This is a genomic window from Comamonas sp. C24C (genome assembly GCF_053345995.1).
Genome location: NZ_JBKFBC010000007.1, coordinates 153,438 through 174,232, shown reverse-complemented (window position 1 = coordinate 174,232; position 20,795 = coordinate 153,438). Strand labels below are relative to the sequence as shown.

Here is a 20,795-nt window from a genome sequence, read left to right as displayed (position 1 = left end):
CCGCCGCCATCGTCGCCAAACACCAGCTCGACCGGGTTGCCGGTCGTGAAGGCGCGGTTAAAGATCAGGTCGATGCCGGCCATCAGTCGATCCTTGTCTCGCCCAGGATGGCCTTGCCGCCCGCATAGAGCTGGGTGCCGGTGCTGCCCAGCAGCTTGAAGTGCCCCGCGCCCGCCTCATCCGTGACCAGGCCGCGCCCGATCAACTGGCCGTCGCTGGTGCTCCAGACGCCGACAGCAGCCTGCCCACTGGTCAGAATCATGTCGCCGCTGCCGCTGGCCTGGGTCAGCAGCAGATAGCCCGCCTCGGTGATCTGGCCGCAGGGCTTCGTGAGGGTCAGCATGACGAGCAGCTGCTCTGCCGCGTCATAGAGGGCGATAGTCGAAGCCGCAGGCCCGGAGTCCGCAAAGTTGGCCGTGGCCTGCAGGCGGGACAGGGCATGGGCGGCCGAGATCTCGAATTCTGGTTGTGTACTCATGCAACAACCTCCGCACGCTGGTTGTTGGCTATGGTCGAGAACTCCTGCCGCTCATGGTCGAAGGCGATCACGTCGTACTCATAACCTGGGTGAAGACCGCTGAACTCGTAAGAGCCATCAGCCTGGCTCCAGGTCTCACGTGCAAGCAGCCCATCACGGCTGCGGTGCAGGCGCACACGGCGACTCAACGGGATATTGGCAGGCACCGCTTTACGCTCCACCCTGCCGAAGATTCGGCCTTTTCCGCCGAACTCTGCATCCACTGCAACCTGCACCACGCTTGCCTGCGGCATTTCTGCCTGAGCGATCTCTGCGGCGTGACCAGTCATGACCGGGGCAGCGTGGGCGGCTCCAGGGGGTGCCGACGTCAGCCACGAATAGGGTCTCACGACAAAGCTACCGTCTCCGCCGGTCCAAAGCATCATCTGGCCATCGGGCGTCACTGCGCAGCCGAAGTAAGCGCCGTATGCACTCGCGGAGCGCACCGTGAATGACGCTCCGCCATCAAGCGAGTAAATGGGGTAGTAGCCTTGGCTTGCAGCGGCAACGACAATCACCTGACCGTCATCGGAGATGCCTACGCCTTGAACACCCACCCAGCTGATTGACGCCCACCCAGGAAGCGTCAGCCAGGTGACGCCGAAGTCTTTCGAGAGCTTCAGACCCGCGCCGCCGTTGAAGCCGGCAAGCATGTACTGGCCGCCTGCGCTAATGGCAATCGTCTGCCACACCTCAACTCCAGCAGAGGCAACAGCACTCCAAGTGACCCCGGCATCTGTCGACCGGATCAATTGCCCGTTGTAAGGCGCACCTACCAATACCTGGCCATCGGGCGTCATCGCGCAGCTGTTCCAGTACGCCGCTCCGGCCTCGGGGATGGTGGCCCATGTGGCTCCGCCGTCTTTGGACCACGACAGGTACTTATTGCCGCCCTGCTCTGCGCAAAGCAGTGTTTGGCCGTCGGCCGTGATCGCACACCCCACGCGAGAACCCACAGGCAACCCCCTGTAGAGGGTCCAGGAGGCCCCCGCGTCGCGCGACACCTGGGGGTAGTACCCAGCCTCCTGTCGGTACAAGGTCTGACCATCGGGTGTCATGGAAATACTCATGAGCCCTGGTGCTGCCCAAGCGTTGCCTCGCCAGACTCCATCGGCCGCATACAAATATTTCGGTGCCCCGGTCGGCGCTGCAGCCAGCACATGTATCCCGTTGAACGCGACGCTCCCCAGCGTTGCCGCCATGGCAGGGGCCTGCGAACGCGCCGCCAGGATGTAGGTTCGCAGATAGCGGTCTTTGTCCGGGCCTGCGCAGCGTAGCCCCCACACTTCTGCGGCTGACGGTAGTTCAATCTCTATGCAAAAGCCCGCCTGGCGAACGTCGCTCGCTGCAAAAACGCAGGTGCCGACACCTGTCAGCAGATCGCTCAGGTTGCCACTGAGCGGCGGTGCGCTGCTGGTGATCGTCGCCCCCATGTCCACGAACGCACCGCCGCCCCACAAGCGAAGCTGCGACAGCGCCAGATCGCCCCCGCCATATGCAGCAATACCGGAAATCCGCCACGTTGAAGCTGTTACTGCCATACAACCCCTTAACGAGTCCAGGGGCCGCCGATGTCCAAAAACACCGTACCCGCAGCCACGGCACCGGAGGGCGGAGCCACGCGCAGGGCCAGCAAGCTGCGCCCCAATAGATCATCTGTGCCAGCCACTTTCTGACCGCTGGTAAATGCCGAGCCGCAGTCCTGCACCGGATGCAACAGCCCCGGCAGCGTACCGCGCATGCCCAGCGCATACAGCTCAAGCACGCCTGTCATCAATCCGTTGTTGGGACCGTTCGGATAAGCGCCCAGCGAATAGTTCGCCGTGCCGGCATAGCCATCTGCCAGAGTTCCGTTGTGGTGTGAGCCGATGCGCTGGGCCGGCAAGGCCCCCTGAATCGACGTATGAGAACGCACCAGATAGGCTCCGCTGCGTGCACTGCGATGGCTCCACCCGCAGCAGCCATCGGGCACGGCGGTGGACTCAACCTGGTCGGACTGGTTGCCCGTGACTGCAAAGCCCCAGGCGTCACCGCTCTTGAAGCTGGCGATGTCACCCGCATAGAGCACCGTAAAACGGCCAGTGCCCTGGGGATCGACTGCCAGATAAAAACCTCTCTCGTCCGCAACCAGAAACCAGGGACGGGCCGTGGTGTTGGCTGCGCCACTCTTGGGCCACCAGAACCCGCCACTCACTTGACTATCTAGCGGGGTCGGGCCGACAGCCGCATTGATGCCCGTCATGTCTTCATAGGCTCGCAGGCGAGCGTTGGTGGTGCCCGTATCGTCCAGGCGCACAAACATGCGCGTCCCCGCCACATCCCTGCTTCGGTATGCACCGGCATTGGTAGCGGAAAAAACCTTCTCCCACCCTGCAGGGGCGAGCTTTGCGGTCATGCTGCCAGTCACGACACCATCAGCCACTCCAGGGGCAGGGATTCGGATGGTATTCGCGGTTGTGGCGATAACGCGCGCAGCACCATTCAGCCGTGGCTCACTGGCTCCTGCCACGAGCGCCACTGTGTCAGGCTCAAAACTATGGCCCGTGCTGATCGCAAGCGTGGCGACTTCGTCAGCCACCGTCATGCTGTCCACGGATTTGAGCCCCATCCCCGTGACCAGCAAGTCGAGCACGGCCAGCATCGAACCTGCACTGCCGTTGAGTACCGGCGCGCCAGGCAAAGCACTGTGAAAAAACTTGATCGTTGTAGATGCCATATTTCTCTCCGCTCTCTCGGGGTCATCAGTTGGATTGCGGGCGGTTCACATCACCGCGCGCCAGGATGGAAAAGCTGTGCTCGATGCCGGTCTCGGGGCCGGGCTGGATGGTGCGCACCACCCAGAACGGGTAGATCGCGCCCACGGTGTTGATGCGCAGGATGTTTCCCACGGCCCAGCCCTGGCCCCAGCCCAGCGGATCGATCGTGAAATAAGGCTTGCCCGTGGCCGGGTTGAGCGGCGAGCAGACGGTGTTGATGTCGCCCGTTGCGATCACGCCCACATGCTCGCCAATCACCCGAAACTGGCTGGTCGAGGTGAACTGCAGCACCCAGCGCTCGGTGCTCCCGCCGGCGTTGGTGATCGCTATAGGAGAAACGCTCTGGTCATACTTGGCGGCAATGGCAGGCCCCGTGGGCGCATCGGCCCAGGCGTTGTCGACCCAGCTCTGCTGCGAGAAATCCAAGCTGACGCGGGCACGGCGGTCGCTGGCCTGCAGGGCGCTGGACACATAGGTGCCGTCCTTGGGGTAGTCATGGGTCAGCGCCCGGTTGAAGGTGATCTCGCCCGAGATCTGCACATCCGTGGCAACGGCCATGTCCTCGATGCGATCCTCAATCGTCACCGGCATGGTCATGGCAGACACATCGGTAAAGGTAACCATGCCGGCCTCCAGATCCACGGAATAGCCGGTATTCAGGGTCTTGCCATTGGCATCCCTCACCACCACGCGGGACAGGCGCACGCGAGCCAGATTGATGGTCTGGTTGTTGCTGACGTTGAGCTGGGCGCTGGTCTTGGTATGACCCACCACGCACAGGGAGCCAGGCCGAAAGATAGGCACCTTGCCGTCGCTGGGCAGGCGCACCGGATCGATGCCGATGATGTCGGCATTCATGGGCAGATAGGCATAGGCCACCGCCGAGTAGCGCAAGGCGCTGGCGACCACGGGTTGGGGCTTGAAGATCTTGCCGTCGGGCTGCACGTTGGCCGCGTCATACCAGGGCTCGGACTCATTGCCAGCGGCAATGACAAGGGCCCCGAAGCCCAGGCGAACCAGGCCGGTCTCATAGTCCACCGTGCCAACCACGCCGGGTGCCGTGATGGTGCCGTCAATGGCTGCGCTGACGTTTTGTGAGCCGCCACTCGCGCGAGGGACTTGAACAGTCAACGATCCAGGCCTCAATGGGGCTGCAGCCGTGCGGAATACATAGGCGCTGGAGATCGCATCGCCCAGCGTGGTGATGCAGGCTGCACGGCGCAGTGTGTTCGCATTGCCCGGCGTCCACGAGGTCAGGCCCACGCGCCCTGTGGCGTAGTTGATGCTGCCGCGCGTCACAAAGCCGCCGGAGGTCAGCACCCGCAGCAGCCCCCTGCCGTCATCGCTCCAGGGCTGACCGCTGGAAGGCATGAGCACGACCGAGCCAGGCACCACCGGGGCCTGCACGCCCGTGACCAGGTCAAACTCAGGCGCAAACGTGACCTGCAACGTGCGGCGCGTGGCGCTGCCCGTGGTGCGGAAACGGATCTTGACGTAGCCGCTTTCGTCGTTGGGGTAGATCGAGGGGGCGTTCAGGTACTCGATGCCCTCATAGTTGAGGCGGTACTGGGCCACCTCGCCATTGAAGCCGCCGCCGCTGACCTGGCTGGACGAATAGACCGGTTTGGGAATCTTGATGACAACATCGGGATTGAAGTCCACTGCGCCCGTGCTGTAGGTCACAGTGCCGACCTGCACGCCATCCAGCATCAGCTTGCCGTTGCCGTCGTCGCGTGCGATCTGGGTCGGGTCGACCAGCGTCACGCCCATTTCCTTGAGCTGATCGCGGGTGTACAGACCCAACACGCTTTGATCGGTCAGCGTGTTCCACTCCACCTCGACCGTGAATGGCACCAGCGCACCCTGGCCAACCGAAACCGCCAGACGGCCCTGGCCGTTGCGCGAGGGATGCTGTAGGCTCACCTCGACCGCCGGGGCCGTGTCGACCGTGACATCGAGCACCGTGCCCACGGCGGGCAGCTGCCTGGGCGCAAACAGCACTTCGGAGCGACCCACCCGCACCTCGCCCGTAGCATCCCCTTGGAGCTGCCAGGCGCTTGTCGCGGTGGCCGTGCGCTGGGTCGTGCCGTCCATCCAGGCGATGGAGAAAGCACCGGGATAGAGTGCTTGGCCCGCTGGCAAAGCCAAGGCAATGGTCTGGCTGATCAGCAGATCGGCAGCGGGCTGCACGGTTTCCTGCGTCGGCACGCCCCAGTGCTGGACGATGGAGCTACCCACATCGGGCAAGGCACCCAAAGTAATGACAAAGCTACCGGTCTCGGCGCTATAGGTGCCCGCGCCATAGCTGGAGTCGCTACCACGCAGCGCGCCGTCGCCGGCATCCGACAGCACATACCAGCGGCCCTGCGCCCGGTAACTGAAGGACAGCGTGCCACGCGCCGGCAGCGGCGTGATAAAGCCGGTGTAGCTCTGGCTGCGGTTCTCTGCCGTGATGCGGATCTCGCTGGACTGCGGCATGCGCTGCATATAGGCGGCAGGCCGATAGCTGATGGTCTTGATACCGCCATAGCTGCCCGAGCTGGACGTAACAATGCCGTTGGCATAGTCCACCAGACCGATCTGCTGGGTGCCCGACATCAAAATGCCGCCCTTGTCGGTAAAGGTGACGCCGCCCACCGCAATGCTCAGAGAGCCCGGCAGACAACCGCCAGGCAAGGCCAGGCTGGTGGTATTGCTCCAGGCCTGGTCTGTGTTGAATGTCACGGCCTCGGCCGCAGAGACCGGGAAGCCTGCTGCCGCATACGGAATGGCCGCAGGAATCGGCGTCTCGCTCTGTGCCGAGGGCACGATCTGGGTCATGATCGTCTTGGCAATAATGGTGAAGTCCCCCAGGGCAGCTGCCTTTTGCAACGGGGTCACACCTACATAGCTGCCCGCATCGGCCACCACGGTATCGCGCAGATGGGCGCTATTGATCTGACGGGCAAATTGGCGGCTAGCCGGAGAGCCTGTGAAGTCGTAACGCAAGGCGTCCGACAGCTCCACCGTCACCACCAGGGCTTGATAGTCCTTATCCGTGTCATAGGTGAACGAGCGCTCCACGCTGGTCACGCGGATGGCGCGAACATACTGCTCCTGCTCATTGGCAAGGCCTTCATTGCCCACCAAAACCAGGGTCTTGCCCGTGGCTGGCAGCTCCGTGCCAGGGCGCTGGAAGATCTGAATGACGCGCTGACCCTTGATGTGGTTCTCGTAGAGATAGCCCACCCACTCGGCACCCTTGTTCAAATAGGCCTCCAACCGGGCCTGTGCCTGGGCGCGGGTGTCATAGACCCCGCCCGTCGCAAACAGGGTGATAGAGACATTGGGGTCCTCGGGAGGCTTGGCCACGATGACATTGCTGCCCTGGTAGGTGTCGCGGTCTTGGGTATCCACGCCCACATGTACTTGACGCAGGTTGGCCCGGCCTGTGGCGCGATCCATCTCGGAAATGTCAGGCATCACGGCGTTTTCTTGGCCGGACTCGATCACGACGTTAGACGGCCCGCCACCGCCCTCGGGCACATCGTCCATGACGCGGCTGGCACGCAGCTGGATGTCGCCTTGCAAAATGGGCATTGTTCTTCTCGCTTAAACAGTAAGCAGCCGCAGCGTGGCGACATAGGGATGGGTTGCGGCGGGCAACTCGGGCCGGGAGATGGGCGCAGCGGAAATCGGGTCATCTGCCGCAAACTGCACGGCGAATGCGCGGCCATCAGCCAGGCGCAGCGGGTACTGGGCGCCCGGCACATCGGCCAGATCCCGCACCGCCTGCAGCGTTGCGCGGCGAATCCAGCCCTGGTCTTCCACGGCTTGAAGGGTGATGGGGCGCCCCTCGATGCGGGTAGCAGCATCGATGATCTGGGCGCCGGTGATGCCGCGCTCGACCGTCTTCTGCACAGCAGACCAGTTGAATTCGTCCACCCACAACATGCCGCGGGGCAGCTCGATGCCGTTCAGGAAATGGCCGGCCATCAGTGCACTCCTCCTGTCAGATTGGCATCCCGCTCCAGCGCGGCCATCAGTTGCTGCATCTCAGAGCTGCCCGCCGAATCCGTGCCCACGTTGTATTGACGGCCGCCAATCACGACCTCATGCCTGTGGGTGATGACGGATTGGGGAGCTGCAGCTGCAGGGGCTGCAACAGGAGCCGGCGCCCGAGGCACTGAGCTGGGAACACTCACCTTGCGCTCGGCCTCCTGCTTAGGACGGGCATTGGCGGCGGCCTGCTGCAGGTCGATAGCCCTGCCCGCTTCCTTCACTGCAAACTGGGTCAGGTCATATTGATAGTTGCCCAGTGCGCCGCTGCTCTTGACCGAGAAAGGGTTGTCCTGCGCGTACTGGTTCTGCCATTGCGTCCACCAGGCTTCGAGCTCCTGGCGGGTCTGGAACTGCGGAACCAGGCTCAGCGGGCCGATGTTCTGGCGCATGACACCTGGCGAGCCATTCACGCCGGCATTGCGCTCCTCGACAAAGTTACGCGGGCCGCCCTGCTCCCATTCACGGGCAGCGTGGGCTGCACGACCCGACGCACGCTCAATGCCGCGCATGCTCTCCTGCACGCCATCGGCTGCATCGCGCACCCTCCCCATTCCACCCACCATGTTGCTAACTGCCCTGGCCGTGGCGCGGTCGGTGTTGAGCACGGCCTTGCCTGCATCGTCCACCGCGACCTCGTAGCCTTTGACCGCAGCCTGGGTCTTGAGCCATTCAGGCGCAATACCGCCATTGGCCGCAATCACTTTGTCAGCCATGGACTTCCAGGCCTCGGCAATGCGCATGGGCGGCTGCTTGCCGTCTTTTTCTAGCTGATCAAACGCAGCACGCGCCTGCTTGGCCATGCGCTGCAGATCCTCGTTAGTGGTCATGCCCAGGTCTTTGTAGGCCTGCTCCAGCAAGGCTGTGGACTGCGCCGCATCCTGGGCCGTGCCGGCGGCCGCGCGCTGGGCCTTGGCAATTTCCTGCAACTTGCGCCCGGCGGCGTCCAGATTGCCGCTGGCAATCAGCTGCTCGTACTCGGCCCTGAGCTTCTTCAGGTTCTCGGCCGCAATGCGGTCGGCCTCGGCTTTGGCTGCCGCCTCCTTGGCCGCTTTGGCTGCGGCCTTGCCCGTGGCCTCGATGCCGGCAGCCACCGCCTCGATGGAAGGGGCTGCCGCTGCGGCAGCATTGCCGACCGCCTCGACTGCGCCCGTCAACCCGTCCCAGGCATCGCGCGCGGTCTGGGCACCATCGGCCATGCCCTGAAAAGACTCAGCAGCCTTGGCCTTGAGGGCTTCGGCAGAAGCGGCAAAAGCTCCCGCCATCTCCTCGGCATCCGCCGCCGCCAGACGAAAGCTTTCGCTCAGGCCTCCAAAGGTGACGGATGCCAGACCGCTGCGCAGCGCCGCCACGCCCTCCATCACCTTGGAAGCAATCTGTGCAAACGCCGCGCCCAGGCCGTAGATGGCAGTCAGCACGCCATTGACGCCCGCCGTCATCACGCCCCAGGCCAACTGCACCGTGTTGCCGGCATTGGTGGCGTACTGGCCGATGCGCTGCAGCGTCTCGCCCGTCTCGCTGGCAAAGACCTGCAGGCGCAGGATCACGGCATCAAAGTTGACGTTGGCCGCAAACGCGCGGAAGAACTTGAGGCCGTTTTCAAAGGCCGTGGCCAGGGTCTGGCCAAAGCGCTCCACCAGACCGCTCTCGACCGCCTTGCGCAGTGTGCCAGTCAGCTCGTCCACACCCTTGCGCACCACCGGCAGCACGGGCTTGCCCAGCACCTGGGTCACGGTCTCCCACATGCTGCTCAGACCCTTGAGCGAGCCGTTGAGATTGTCGGCCATGGTCTTGGCCGTGGCCTCGGCACTGCCGCCCGCCTCACGCAGCTTGCCGGTCAGCTCATCCAACGCACCCATGCCCTGGTTGAGCAAGGCACGCAGCGCAGGCCCAGCCTCCAGGCCCACGGCATTGATGGCGCGCTCGCCGTCCTTGCCCTTGGCGGCCAGTTGGTGCAGTGCTTCCTCAAAGTTGGTGGTGACGATGCCGGCAGCACCCAGCTCCTTGCGGAAGCTGGAGAGCGGGTTGGCAAACTGACTCATGATGGAGTTCAGCGCCGTGCCCGCGCGGCTGGCGTCAATGCCCGCATCGGCAAACTTGCCGATGATGGCCACCGTGCTCTCCAGGCTTACGCCCAGGGTGTTGGCAACCGGCGCGGCATAGCTCAGCGCCTGGGCCAGCCCTTCCACGCTGGTGTTGGTGGCGTTGGCGCCCTTGGCCAGCACATCGGCCACACGGCCGGCATCGTCAAAGGCCAGGCCCATGCCCATCACGGCCTTGGTCACGTACTCGCTGGATTTGCCCAGCTCGATATCACCTGCCTGGGCCAAGGCCAGCACGGCGGGCAGCGCCTTGACGGAGTCACCCGCGCTCAGGCCCGCCTTGGCCAGGTTCTCCAGCGCACCCGCCGCCTGCACCGAGGTGTATTTGGTATTGCTGCCCGCCGCCTGAGCGGCCTTGGTCAGCTCGGCCATTTCGGCGGCCGAGCCTTCGGTGGCGGCTTTGACGCGGCTCATGGCCGCTTCAAAGTCTGCCGCGCTCTGCACCACGCCTGCAAATGCCTTGATGCCGAAGTACCCAGCAACCGTGGCGCCCAGCAGCTTTACATTGCGCCCAAGGCGGCTCAGCACCGCAGACGCATCGTCCTTGGCGTTGATCACGATCTGAATGGGCTTGAAGGCCATGGCGTCTCGTCTTGAGTGAAAGTAGTTGCTTCGGTTTGCGCTGCAGCCGGCACTTGCTGGCCGCAGTGCAAACCGCCCCGGCACGCCGGGAGGTCTGGATGGAGATGGGCTAAGGAATCAGCGCAGCGCGGCCATCCACATAGACGGCCTCGCCGTTGTCGGGCTTGAGCACTTCCACATCGAAGCCGAACTGGCTGTAATCGGTGCCGTCCTGAATCAGCGGCAGCTCGCCCGTGGGCGACAGCGCCACGCTGGGGAACCACCAGTCGCGATTGGTGCCGTGGGCGTTGTCGGCAATCAGCTGCAGCGCGCCCTTCAGATCCGCGCCGTTGCCGGACTTGATGCGCTCCCAGCTGGTCTCGGCCGCCGTGTAGCCCAACAGCACCTCAGTGCCCGCATCGATCTCGCCGCCCTCTGCGATCTGCAGCAGGCCCAGGTCGGCATCCACCGTGTAATCGGTGCCCGCTGCAAAGGTCGTGGTGCCGTCCTTGCTCTTGACGGTAACGGCGCTCAGCTTGCGTGCACCGGTGGGGGCCGCTGCGGTCACGCCCAGGCGGTAGATACCGCCCGGCTCCACCGTGTGCGCCTCGTCCGTCACCGTGGCTGTGGCCTGTGTGTGCGTTTCTGCCGTGCCGGACAGAAACATACGCAGGTTGCTGCCGCTGATGTTGTCAGTGGTGATTGCCGCCTTGCGGGTGATCTCGATCAGGACTTCTTCGTCCTTCTCGCGCAGGCCGCCCTGCGAGCTGTAGTGCGGGGCCTTGTCGCCCTCCACGCTCAAAGAGAAGGCCGGGCAGTTGCCGAACTGGCGGCCGCCCAGCAGGCGGCCCGCCGCATCGAACGGATAGAAAACAAGGCGTCCACGCGGAATCTGGTATTCCTTCTTGACGCGGGGCAGTGCAGCCATGGCTAGCTCCTATGAAAGATTGAATGGCGCCGGCCTCAGGCGTCCAGCGACTCGAAAACAGAGACGGTGGTGAACTCCACCGCGTAGCCGACCAGGCCGGCGTCCACAAACTCGGCCTCGCGCACGCCGGCGGCGCGCAGCTCGGACCAGGCCCGCCCGCCCGGCACAGCAGGCCGCCAGCCGTGCAGGCAGCCCACCACTTCTTCCATGGCGGCGTCCAGCTCGGCAGCAGCGGTGTCGCTGCGCCGGTTCACCAGCACGCAGGACCAGCGCGGCTCCAGCTGGGCCGCCTCGCGCGACACATCGCCCAGACCTGCACCGGACATGCGCACCTCGATGGCCGGCACCTGCGTGCGGTCGCACAGCTGCGATGCACCGCGCACCTGCCAGGCGGCCAATGCACTGCGCCCTGCCAGGCGCGACTTGATGATTTGCTCAAGCAACAACATGGCGGTCAGTTCAGAAAGACGATGGGGAACACGGCCCAGCCGCTGGCGTCCTGCACCACCGGCCCCGTGACCTGGCAGGGCTGGCCGCCCAGCAGCAGGCCGGTGCTGCCCTCGGCAATGCCGGGGGCCTCACCCACCGGCATGGCCACGGTGTGGCGCTCGGCGGTGGCGGCATCGGCCAGAAAACCTTCCAGCGGCGTGCGGTTGAAGACCACGCCAAACGGCTTGCCGCCCTGCCAGCTGGCCGTGGCGTTGGCCAGCAGCTGGCTCACGCCCTGGTTGATCAGCGCATCCACCTGCGCAAAAGGTGCAGAACTTGCCAACATGCTCAGGCCTTGCGCTTGGCACGCTGCAGCATGCCGGGGCGGGTGCACATGAACAGCGGGTAGCTGCGCACCTCGGGGCGCACCCACTCCTGGCGGTCCTTGTCCGTGACCACCATGGCGTACACGTCCTGGCCGGGCGTGTTGACGAAGGGGAAGGATTCGGCCGGCGAGAAGCCGACGCGAAACGCATCCGGCGCGCCCACGGGGAAGAACTGGCACTTGTCCGGGTGCACGGCCACGGTGCTGTTGTCGTCGGTGCCGCGGTAGTTGATGAACAGGATGTTGCCGTAGCGAAACGAGCCGAAGACCTGACCCACATCGTTGCGCAGGTCGCGTGCCTCCTGCTGGTTCAGGTAGGTACTGCGGGTTTCGGCGTTGGCGGTGAGATCGTCGAAGAAGTTGTCGCCGCACAGGCCCACGGCATAGGTCTGGCCGGGCAGCCAGGCGCCATGGCTGGCGCGCATCATGGCGCGAATCAGCGCATTGCACTGCTTGCGGATCTCGCCGCCATCGGCCGTGGCGTTGGCCAGGTCGAAGTTGATCTCGGCAGGTTGATCGATGCCGAACTCTTCATACCAGTTCACCAGCACGGTGCCGTCGGCGTCCAGCACCTTGCCCTGCACGGCGCCCAGGCGCATGTGCTCGTGCGTCAGCTCCACGGCGGCGCGCAGGCCGGTCTTGCCGTTCATGATGTCGGCCAGCTCATTCTGCACGGCCTGCAGCTCGCTGACGGAGCCAAAGGCGCGAATGTTCTGCACCGACGAGGCGTACAGCGTCTTGCCGCGCGCAATGCGCAGGGTGTCGAAGTGGCGCATGCGGCGGCTTTCGCCCTTGCCTTCTTCGATGGGCGCGCCGCGCGGGCTGGTCTTGATGAGGGACAGCACGCCGCCCTTTTCCTCGATCGCCACGGTGGTGGTGCGCGAGCGCTCGGTGGTAAAGATGCCCAGCTGGCCCAGCAGCTGCGGCGCATAGGGCGCGGCCTGGATGGCGGTGGACATCGAGGTCATGCTGAATGCCTCGTGCGCAAAGATATTGAGATCGGCCATATCGGTAGTCCTTTTTCTCGCGCGGCTTCAGCGCGCAACAATGCCCACGGCGGCCAGTTGGGCCAGGGCAGCGGTTTTCTGGGGTTCGGTGGTGCCTGCGGGCCAGGCCAGCGCATGGGCGGCCACCTCGGCGTCGCGGGCGGTAATCACGCCGGGCTTTTCAGCGGCGGTGGTGTCCACGGCGGCAAACAGCACGGCCACGGCGGTTTGGCTGCCGTCGGGCGTGCCGCCTTCGCCGCTGCCATTGGCGGGGTCTACGGCTACGTATTTGCCAGTGGCAGTAACCTTGCCCAGCACAGCGCCGGGCAGCAGGTTTTGGCCCTGCGCGATAGTGACCACTTCGCGCGAGCGCGTTCCGTTGGCCTCGCTGACCAGATAGCAGGCCGTGCCGGGGCCGAGTTCTTGCACTTGCATGGTGTGTGCTCCTATGGGTGGGGGTTGCGTTACGGTGCGGTGCCAAAGGCCTTGCCCCAACCGGCTGCGGCCTGGGTGGCCGCCTGTGCAGAGCCGTCGGGGCTGGCCGCCTCGACGCCCGAGACATTGGGGTTGCCCAGCGCCGCCATGGCCTGGGCAAACTGGTTGCTGGCAGCGGGGGCCAAAGCGGCCACGGCAGCCGCCGGTGCGGCATCCAGCACGCCCTGGGCCTGCTCTGCCGTCAGGCCACCCGAAATGCAGGTCTGCGCCAGGGTCGGGTTGGCTGCGGCATTGGCATGGCCCAGGATGGCGCTGACGCGGGCACGCTCGGCCTGTGCGCCTTCGGCGCGGGCTTGCTCCAGGCCTTGCGCAGTTGCTGCAACAGGTGCGGCAGCCGATGCAGCGGCGGGGGCCGCAACCGTTGCCGTGGAAGGTTCGGCAGGCGCAGCCGCCGCCGGTTGAATGGTTTGGGGGTCGCCCATAGAAGCTCCTTCAAGTTGAAAAGACATCCCCGCCCCTGCGGGGTAACTGCGAGTGCGGCGCGCAGACAGGTCGGCAATCACGGCATCTGCCGTGCCGATGCGGTCGGCCAGGCGTGCAGCCACGCCGGCCACGCCCCGGTACACGGCGGCGCGCGTGTCGCGCACGGCCTGCTCTTGCATGCCGCGGTGTTTGGCCACCGCCTGCACAAACATCTGGTACAGGCCTTCGATGTCGGCCTGCAGGTACTCGCGCACCGATGTGGGCAAGGGCTGGTAGGGGTTGCCGTCCACCTTGTGCTCGCCGGCAAAGATGTGGCTCACGTTGATGCCCTCATTGGCCAGCGCGCGGCTGTAGTCCACATGGCGCATAACCACGCCGATGGAGCCCACGTAAGACGTGGTGGTCAGCACCACCTCGTCTGCAGCACTAGCGGCCAGGTAGGCAGCGCTGGCCGCCATGCCGTCGGCCACGGCCACAATGGGTTTGCGGCCGCGTGCGGCGTAAATGCGGTCTGCCAGCTCAAACGCGCCCGACACCTCCCCGCCCGGGCTGTCCAGCACCAGGGCAATGGCATGTACCTCGGGCTGGGCCAGGGCGTCTTCCATGTCGGCGGCCAGGTCGTTGTAGCCAATCAGCAGGCTGCTGTCGGCCTCCAGCCGGGTGCGGTGCACCAGGCCGCCCATGGCGCTGATGACGGCCACGCCCTCGTTCACGCGGTAACCGCGCTCGGTGCGCTCGCCCTTGCGGGTGGTGAACATCTCTGCGGGCAAAGCCGCGCGCGGGCTGAGGGCGGCGGCATCGATCTGCAAGCCCTCGGTGCTCAGCAGGCGCTGGCCCAGGCCGGCGATGATGGCGTCCAGCTTTTGCGGGTGCAGCAGCAGCGGGGTGTTGAACAGGCGGTCGGCCAAATGCGGATAGGGTCTGCTCATCTGACGGCTCATGGCGCATCCTTTCGGGCGGGTGCGCCCTCTTCCTTGTCGCCGCCGTTGTCTGCGGTGTTGGCTATCCAGGTGGTGGCACCGGGCTCGGGCAGGCCGTGCTCGCGGCGGCATTCGGCCTCCAGGCGCTGCTGGTGCAGCACCTCTTCCCAGTCCAGGCCCTGCTCGGCGCATTCCTGCTCCAGGGTGGAGACACCAATCTCCAGCCGCAGCTTGGCGGCCTGCACTTCCTTTACCGGGTCCACCCAGCCCTTGCCGCCAAACACAAAGCGGCAGCGGGTGTAGGCATAGCGGTTGGCGTAAAAGCCGGGCGCGTCGATCACGCCCGCGTTCACTGCCTCTTCCAGCCACAGCTCGTAGATAGGCCGCAGCCAGGTGGCGGTCAGCCAGCGGCGGCGGCCGTGAAAGTAGCGCCACGCCTCCAGCAGCGCAGCGCGGGCGCTGCTGTAGTTCACGCGGCTGAAGTCCTTGGCAAACAGCTCGTACGGCAGGTTCATGCCTGCGGCAATGCGCCGCTCCACCGCCAGCATGAAGGCCTCGAACGCCACATTGGGGCGGCCCGGCGCAAACGACTGCAGCCGCGCCCCCACGGGCAGCGGGATCACGGCCCCGGCCTGTAGCTTGCCGATGCTGCGGGATTGGGTGACAGACTCCTTCCACACATCGCGCGCCTGATCGCCAAACAACGACGACGCCGCCTCCTGGCTCAGATCCGACTCCAGAAACGCCGCCACCAGCGAGTTGGCCAGGCTGGCCTGCAGCTCGTTCTGGGCGTATTTGCCCGCCATATGAAACTCTCGCATCACGGCGCTGACGATGGGCTTGCCCCGGCTCTGGCCCGTGCGCTCCTTGGCATGCAGGTGCACCACGCGGCGGCGGCCCCAGGGGGTAAAGGCGGGCACGCGCTCCCAGCGGTTCAGGTCCTGCGCCTCGTCGCCGCGCAGGTACAGCGCATCGCCAGGGTGCGCGGCGCGAAAGTGGTAGGCCACGGGCGCGCCCTCGCCGTCCAGCTCCACGCCACGGCGAATGCGGGCCATGCCCTCCAGGTACGGCGGGGTCTCCAGCCGGTCGGCCTCGATCACGCTGAGGCGCGTGGCCCAGGGGCTGTCGGGCCGGGGCAGCCATTTGGGAATGGCCACGGCATCGCCGTTGACCATCTCGCCGCCCAGGGCCAGCACCGTCAGGCCCAGCAAATCCAGCGTGCGGGCGGCATCGCAATCCGTCGTGTCGGCCCAGCTGCGAAAGTGCGCCTCTACCTTGTTGCCCCACTCGCGGGCCTGCTCGGGCGTCCAGCCCAGCAGGCGGTAGTCGGGCACGGCAGACAGGCGCAGCACCGCGCCCACCACGTTGTCGCGGTGGGTCTGCAGGCCGCCGGCCATCAGCCCGTCATTGCGGGCCAGGTCGCGGGCGCGGCTGGTCAGCGTGCCCAGCTCGGGCAGCAGGTCGGCATCGGCGCTGCCCGCCATGGGCTGCCAGTCGCTCAGGGCCAGATCGGCGTGCGATGCGCCCTGGTAGGCAGACATGGCAGCCCCGCCCTTGAGCGGCGCTGCGCCCAGGGACGCCGCAAACGACGTGCGGCTGCGGCTTTGACGGCTTAGTTGGTTCTTGCGGCCCATGCTTACACCAGGTAGATGGGCTTGCGCATGGTCTGGCCGTTGCGCTGGGCCAGTTCGGCGTTGATATCGTCAATGGCGCGGCGCAGCTGCGTCGTGTCGGCATTGAACTGCACGGAGCGCGCGCCCACGCCGTCGGTGCTGTGGCTGGCCTGTGTGGGGCCGGTCAGTCGCGCATCGATGGCGGCCAGATAACTGTCGCGCCGGGCGGTGAGCTGTTCGGTGGTGAGGTGGCTGTAGAGACCCATGCGCCGATGGTCGGCGGATGGCTGCGACAAAGCCATGTGACGGCTGTCACAAAAACATGTCGCAGGCTACGAACGCTTATGCAGCAATAACATCAGCAATCAAATTGATAGCAAAGTTAAGATACACGACAACATAAAACGATACGGAGGGGGAACGGGCGTGGAGAAATACTATGAAATGGCCGCTGCGTATTTCAAGCAAATCGAAGGACGGCATCTCTACCCAAAGTTGCTCAGCATCCATTGGGTCATCTGGGCTATCAGTGTCACGGGCTTTGGGTACTACGTGGTCACCCTGGCATGGAGTGCACTTTTTCTTGAGCCCATCGATGTCTATTGGATCTCCTTGTTCTGCTGGGAACTGGCATTCCTCGCTTCGGTGTTTGCAATACAGATCTACAAAAGCAGACAACTTCTATTACATCCATCAGCTCCGACCAACGTAGCTGACTTGTCCCTCTACAAAAAAGAGCAGCTTGCCAAAAAAGTTGTACTCAGCGAGATCTGTGGCAAAGACACAAGCCACTTCAATGCCATTGCCAAGGAAATATCGGACCTACGAAATCTTGAAAAAGGCAGCCGATCCGTCTTCGACCTAGATCTTCAAGACATGCTGCGCTCTATCTACGACCCGGACTCCAAAGCCCGCATCCTCTCCCTATTTCTTGCACTTGCTGCTCTGGTCGTGACACTGCTCAAAGGCTCAGAGTCTGCCCCACTGCCCGACTTGATCGCAGAAATACACAACCAAGGTGGTCCATGGGTGTTTGGCACAGTTCTCGCTATCAAAGGTGTGTACTACTTCGTCATCCTCTGGGGCTTCGTTACGGCACTCAAGCAACTCGTTGTAGTGATCACAGACTGGTTCAGCAAGATCGGCTGGAGCCAGGCTGGCAACAAAACCATGCTTAACCGCATGCTCCGCGACCTGGTGCTGCTGTACGACCCCACCGCCAAGCCCAAAGAGGAACCAGCAACTTCGTCTGAACAAAACACACCGACTCAGACCACACCCGCTAGTTCTGCAGCCCCCATCGCATCGCTACCTACGCTTGCTGCGGGCGTCTTGCTTGGAGGCTTGGCATCCCTGATGTGGGATCGCAAAGACGACAAGCAATAAAAAGCCCCGGCGCTTGGTCCGAGGCATTCAAAAAAATCAAGCCAAACAAGCCTCTAGCGCTTATCCATCAATCGCTATCAGCTATCACAACTGATTACTTGAAGGTCATCATCAGCGTGCCAGGCGGCATGCTGGGTGCAGTTTTCGTGGCGGGACGGCCAGGCTTGGCAGCCTGCTTTTCTCGGTGCTGGGCGCGTTGGGTGAGGCGCTGGGTGCATGCGGTAGCCAGGGTGGCGAGCTGGGCGTCGGTGGCGGAGAGGATCTCGCCGCTGGCGATGCGCTCTGGCAGTGCGTTGAAAGAGACGATCATCTGGTCGTCGCTAATGGGCTGGGCATGGGGCACGCTGGGCTGGCCTTCGCGGTCGTAGCCCAGGTTGAGCAGGTAGCGGGCATGGCGCCAATCGGTGTTGTCTGCTGCCATTACGGCGTCAAACACGGCCTGCGTGACCTGCGCTGCCGCCTGGGTGGCCAGACGCTGGGCGAGCTGGATGCGCTGCGGGTCTTGCGCAGGCTTTTGCAGTTCGGACTCCATGCGGTTGAAGGCGGCGATATAGGCCAGCTTCCAGCGCAGTGCCTCTTTGCCGGTGAAGCCCATAGCCAGCAACATGAAGCCTTCGCGGGTCATGCGGTAGGCAGGTGTCGAAATTGGCGCACCACCGCTGGGATTGGTTCGAACATCGACCGTCTCCTCAAAATTGAGGGGGCGGTCTTCCGAAGCCATTTCACGAATCAAAGCACGGACAGCGCGCAACACGTTGTCATGGCGTTTGCCAAAGAACTGTGCGACTTGAAGACTTGTGGTGGTGACGATGCCGTTATGGATGGAAAGCTCGGGGCGAGCAGAAACGACATCTACAGACGAAGCAGTGGTGATGTTAGCCATGACAGGCTCCTACGGAACAAGTTGTCAACCCATCCCCACTGCCGCCAAACAGAGGTGATGGACCGTGCAGGGTTGGCGGACCGGCCGTAGGAACCGGCACACCCTCGCGGGTGTCCCCACACGGCCCACCGTAAAGCGGAGCCATGCGTGCACAGCATGCTCAAGAAAGCAAAAAGCCGCAAACCAACATTGTTTGTATGGGCGCGGCTGCTGCGCCTACGTTCCGGGCCGCCAAGCCCAGGTCACGCTTACGGGCGTGAGCATTGATCTTACCTCAAGAGAACTTTCCGGAATAGCAGAAGGCGGCTCACTCCAAATGTCTTTGAATAGAGAAATCCACGCTGTGATAGAGTCGCGCGCAAGAGAGACCAATTTCAAGAAAAATGAACACAAATTTAAAATTAGTTGAAGTTGTAGAGGATTCACAAGAGGTTAATCGGCTACCAGCCAATTCTTCGACTGAAATAAAAAAATTTGAAGATTTTCCAGATCAATGCCCACTTGAAGGAGCGAATCCATGCGATGGTGATGTTTACTTGATATGTACTGAAATATCTTCAAATGATCCAGGCTTCAAAACTGCAAAAGAAAACAATAAATACAAAAAGATTACTGACCCATTTAAAATCTGCACCAAACATGGATTATCTGTATTCAGCGACATTGAAAGCTGCGAACATCAATTAAATGCAATACCTGCCCTTGGAACAAGAATTGCAAGTGCGAAGCTTGATGAAAATGACGGATATATAAAGCAAACATTCCTCAATCCTAAACACCATACTTGGTGGCCATATAAAAACGATAATCGTCACGTTAATTTCAGAATAGTAAAGGAGGTCTCGCATGTGGGAAATCAATAATGAAGACATATTAGATATAAGCTTCAAAGATTTTCAAACAAAAGAAATTCTTTACGAATTCGACGGCCCAAAAATTTTCACATTTGAGAAAAAAAATATCCTATTTTTCGCATACTTTAGTGATATTGATTATTCTCAAGAAGAATATAGATTAATTATCTGCATAACAACTGAGGAGGAGATCTTTAGCCTTAAGAATGGCACATCTTCTCTTGATATGGTCTTAAAAAAGAATCTTCTCTGGATAGTTGATTTTGATTTCGAAGAGAATCACAAATCAACCACTTTAATTAAAGATGGTTATGAAAACATTCCAGCAAATAAAAAGCCTAAATCTGGAACACTACTCTGGCCTCATCTTGAGAAGGCCAAGCTTAAAGAAGTCTCTAATTTCGAAAGTGGAGTTAGCTTTCTAAGACTAGCTCACATCCGAGGAATACAAGAAACTTATTCGTCTATTCTGGAAAAAGTATCCGTTTCTGGTCCAGTCGAAGGAGTTCTTCAACTTTGGCAAGATGCTCAACGGGTTGGGCCTCATTTTGATACGCCTGAACTGAGAAAATCCGACTACATTGATATTGGCGTTGATATATCAAGACCTCACAAAAATTCAACTAGAATTATTCGCCGACCAGAATACAGCAGCTGCTTAAACTAAAATCATGAAAAACATTGAGAAGTCTTGTCAGATATTTCTGAAAAATCACATAGAAAAAGAATATGACACATCTGTCGAAATAATAGATGAAGATATAATTTTTGATATTTCTTTAGGATCGATAAAATATCAAATTTACTGCATGTTTGTCACAGAGATGCTAGTAATACATCTTTACACCGGGATTAGCCAGGAAGAAAATAACATAGAAATATTAAAATTAATTAACATTCTTAATGACAGATCACCTGCTGGCGTTGTTTGTAGCAGAGCCAATGAAGAAATAATGATAAAAATCCATATTTTTAATTTCTTCGCCTCTGAAGATAATATTAAAAATTTCGATGCATCAATGGGAATGATTTTAGCTTCAGCAGAGCAGTACATACCAGGAATGACATCCGTAAATTCTGGCTACAGTACATCAGAGTCCACTAGCGAGAAAATATTTCAAAGATTTAATCAGGATTGAGAACCCTCTTTATCTCTTTAATCTAATAAAATCCTTTGCACATGTCTTAGGCTTACGCCAAACATGCGCGCAAGTTCACGGGCATTGCCCCCATCAAAGCTAGCGCGTATCTCTTTTGCAACACGCTCACGCTTCAGAGTACGCTCAATAGGCACATACACCTGCACCCCACCCAGCCGCTGCACATAGCGACGCACCAGCTCTTCCGTCAAATCCTCCACCCGCTCCACGCCATGGCATAGCGCGGCGGCGGCCAGTTCTTCGCGCAGCACGGCAATGGGGTCCAGCTTGTTGTGGCCAGATACCGAAGGGGTAGAGGTTGCGTCTTTGTCGTTCATTTTTTTGATAGCTGGTTGCGCTTGCTGTGCCTGCGTTTGCAT

The 20,795-nt window shown here is 61.7% G+C and carries 20 protein-coding genes; 4 read left to right on the top strand and 16 right to left on the bottom strand.

Going from position 1 to position 20,795, the window contains the following annotated elements; genetic code table 11:
- Nucleotides 1-82: 82 nt before the first annotated feature.
- From ACLBXN_RS14675 to ACLBXN_RS14610, 14 genes are all read right to left on the bottom strand, one after another.
- Nucleotides 83-478: a hypothetical protein gene (locus ACLBXN_RS14675; RefSeq protein WP_447612613.1), complete on the bottom strand. Its 396-nt coding sequence runs from the start codon at nucleotides 476-478 to the stop codon at nucleotides 83-85.
- On the bottom strand, nucleotides 475-2,058 hold the full coding sequence (locus tag ACLBXN_RS14670; RefSeq protein WP_447612612.1) for a WD40/YVTN/BNR-like repeat-containing protein: 1,584 nt from the start codon (nucleotides 2,056-2,058) through the stop codon (nucleotides 475-477). Before ACLBXN_RS14670 ends, ACLBXN_RS14675 begins: the two co-directional genes overlap by 4 nt.
- A gap of 8 nt (nucleotides 2,059-2,066) precedes the next feature.
- A complete protein-coding gene (locus ACLBXN_RS14665; protein ID WP_447612611.1) occupies nucleotides 2,067-3,233 on the bottom strand; it encodes a hypothetical protein in 1,167 nt (388 codons plus the stop codon).
- Nucleotides 3,234-3,258: 25 nt separating this feature from the next.
- Entirely contained in the window at nucleotides 3,259-6,852 is a 3,594-nt protein-coding gene (locus tag ACLBXN_RS14660) for a hypothetical protein (protein WP_447612610.1), read from the bottom strand.
- A gap of 12 nt (nucleotides 6,853-6,864) precedes the next feature.
- Nucleotides 6,865-7,248: a hypothetical protein gene (locus ACLBXN_RS14655; RefSeq protein WP_447612609.1), complete on the bottom strand. Its 384-nt coding sequence runs from the start codon at nucleotides 7,246-7,248 to the stop codon at nucleotides 6,865-6,867.
- The gene (locus ACLBXN_RS14650) at nucleotides 7,248-9,995 is read right to left on the bottom strand and encodes a phage tail tape measure protein (RefSeq protein WP_447612608.1); all 2,748 of its coding nucleotides are present in this window, start codon (nucleotides 9,993-9,995) and stop codon (nucleotides 7,248-7,250) included. The genes ACLBXN_RS14655 and ACLBXN_RS14650 overlap by 1 nt, the downstream gene beginning before the upstream one ends.
- Nucleotides 9,996-10,104: 109 nt before the next feature.
- On the bottom strand, nucleotides 10,105-10,902 hold the full coding sequence (locus tag ACLBXN_RS14645) for a phage tail tube protein (protein ID WP_447612607.1): 798 nt from the start codon (nucleotides 10,900-10,902) through the stop codon (nucleotides 10,105-10,107).
- A gap of 35 nt (nucleotides 10,903-10,937) precedes the next feature.
- Nucleotides 10,938-11,351 carry a hypothetical protein gene (locus tag ACLBXN_RS14640; RefSeq protein ID WP_309279532.1) on the bottom strand — a complete coding sequence of 138 codons (414 nt, stop codon included), beginning with the start codon at nucleotides 11,349-11,351 and terminating at the stop codon, nucleotides 10,938-10,940.
- Between the two features lie 5 nt (nucleotides 11,352-11,356).
- Nucleotides 11,357-11,677 (bottom strand): hypothetical protein, encoded by a 321-nt coding sequence (locus tag ACLBXN_RS14635; protein ID WP_447612606.1) that lies wholly within the window; start codon nucleotides 11,675-11,677, stop codon nucleotides 11,357-11,359.
- A gap of 2 nt (nucleotides 11,678-11,679) precedes the next feature.
- Complete coding sequence (locus tag ACLBXN_RS14630) at nucleotides 11,680-12,723, bottom strand: major capsid protein (RefSeq protein WP_447612605.1); 1,044 nt, start codon at nucleotides 12,721-12,723, stop codon at nucleotides 11,680-11,682.
- A gap of 27 nt (nucleotides 12,724-12,750) precedes the next feature.
- Nucleotides 12,751-13,137, bottom strand: a complete 387-nt coding sequence (locus ACLBXN_RS14625; RefSeq protein ID WP_114863910.1) for a head decoration protein — start codon at nucleotides 13,135-13,137, stop codon at nucleotides 12,751-12,753.
- 29 nt (nucleotides 13,138-13,166) lie between these two features.
- A complete protein-coding gene (locus ACLBXN_RS14620) occupies nucleotides 13,167-14,561 on the bottom strand; it encodes a S49 family peptidase (protein ID WP_447612604.1) in 1,395 nt (464 codons plus the stop codon).
- Nucleotides 14,558-16,174, bottom strand: a complete 1,617-nt coding sequence (locus tag ACLBXN_RS14615) for a phage portal protein (protein ID WP_447612603.1) — start codon at nucleotides 16,172-16,174, stop codon at nucleotides 14,558-14,560. The genes ACLBXN_RS14620 and ACLBXN_RS14615 overlap by 4 nt, the downstream gene beginning before the upstream one ends.
- Before the next feature lie 2 nt (nucleotides 16,175-16,176).
- Complete coding sequence (locus ACLBXN_RS14610) at nucleotides 16,177-16,455, bottom strand: hypothetical protein (protein ID WP_447612602.1); 279 nt, start codon at nucleotides 16,453-16,455, stop codon at nucleotides 16,177-16,179.
- 124 nt (nucleotides 16,456-16,579) lie between these two features.
- Here ACLBXN_RS14610 and ACLBXN_RS14605 point away from each other — a divergent pair, with 124 nt between their 5' ends.
- On the top strand, nucleotides 16,580-17,539 hold the full coding sequence (locus ACLBXN_RS14605; protein ID WP_447612601.1) for a hypothetical protein: 960 nt from the start codon (nucleotides 16,580-16,582) through the stop codon (nucleotides 17,537-17,539).
- A 94-nt stretch (nucleotides 17,540-17,633) separates the two neighbouring features.
- Here the strand turns inward: ACLBXN_RS14605 and ACLBXN_RS14600 are convergent, their stop codons facing one another.
- Entirely contained in the window at nucleotides 17,634-18,422 is a 789-nt protein-coding gene (locus ACLBXN_RS14600; protein WP_447612600.1) for a Rha family transcriptional regulator, read from the bottom strand.
- A gap of 383 nt (nucleotides 18,423-18,805) precedes the next feature.
- On the opposite strand from ACLBXN_RS14600, the gene ACLBXN_RS14595 reads away from it, so the two are divergent.
- The 3 genes from ACLBXN_RS14595 to ACLBXN_RS14585 are packed head-to-tail and all read left to right on the top strand — an operon-like array spanning nucleotide 18,806 to nucleotide 20,415.
- On the top strand, nucleotides 18,806-19,285 hold the full coding sequence (locus ACLBXN_RS14595) for a hypothetical protein (protein ID WP_447612599.1): 480 nt from the start codon (nucleotides 18,806-18,808) through the stop codon (nucleotides 19,283-19,285).
- The gene (locus ACLBXN_RS14590) at nucleotides 19,269-19,943 is read left to right on the top strand and encodes a hypothetical protein (protein WP_447612598.1); all 675 of its coding nucleotides are present in this window, start codon (nucleotides 19,269-19,271) and stop codon (nucleotides 19,941-19,943) included. Before ACLBXN_RS14595 ends, ACLBXN_RS14590 begins: the two co-directional genes overlap by 17 nt.
- A gap of 4 nt (nucleotides 19,944-19,947) precedes the next feature.
- Complete coding sequence (locus ACLBXN_RS14585) at nucleotides 19,948-20,415, top strand: hypothetical protein (RefSeq protein ID WP_447612597.1); 468 nt, start codon at nucleotides 19,948-19,950, stop codon at nucleotides 20,413-20,415.
- A 17-nt stretch (nucleotides 20,416-20,432) separates the two neighbouring features.
- Here the strand turns inward: ACLBXN_RS14585 and ACLBXN_RS14580 are convergent, their stop codons facing one another.
- A complete protein-coding gene (locus tag ACLBXN_RS14580; protein ID WP_447612596.1) occupies nucleotides 20,433-20,795 on the bottom strand; it encodes a Mor transcription activator family protein in 363 nt (120 codons plus the stop codon).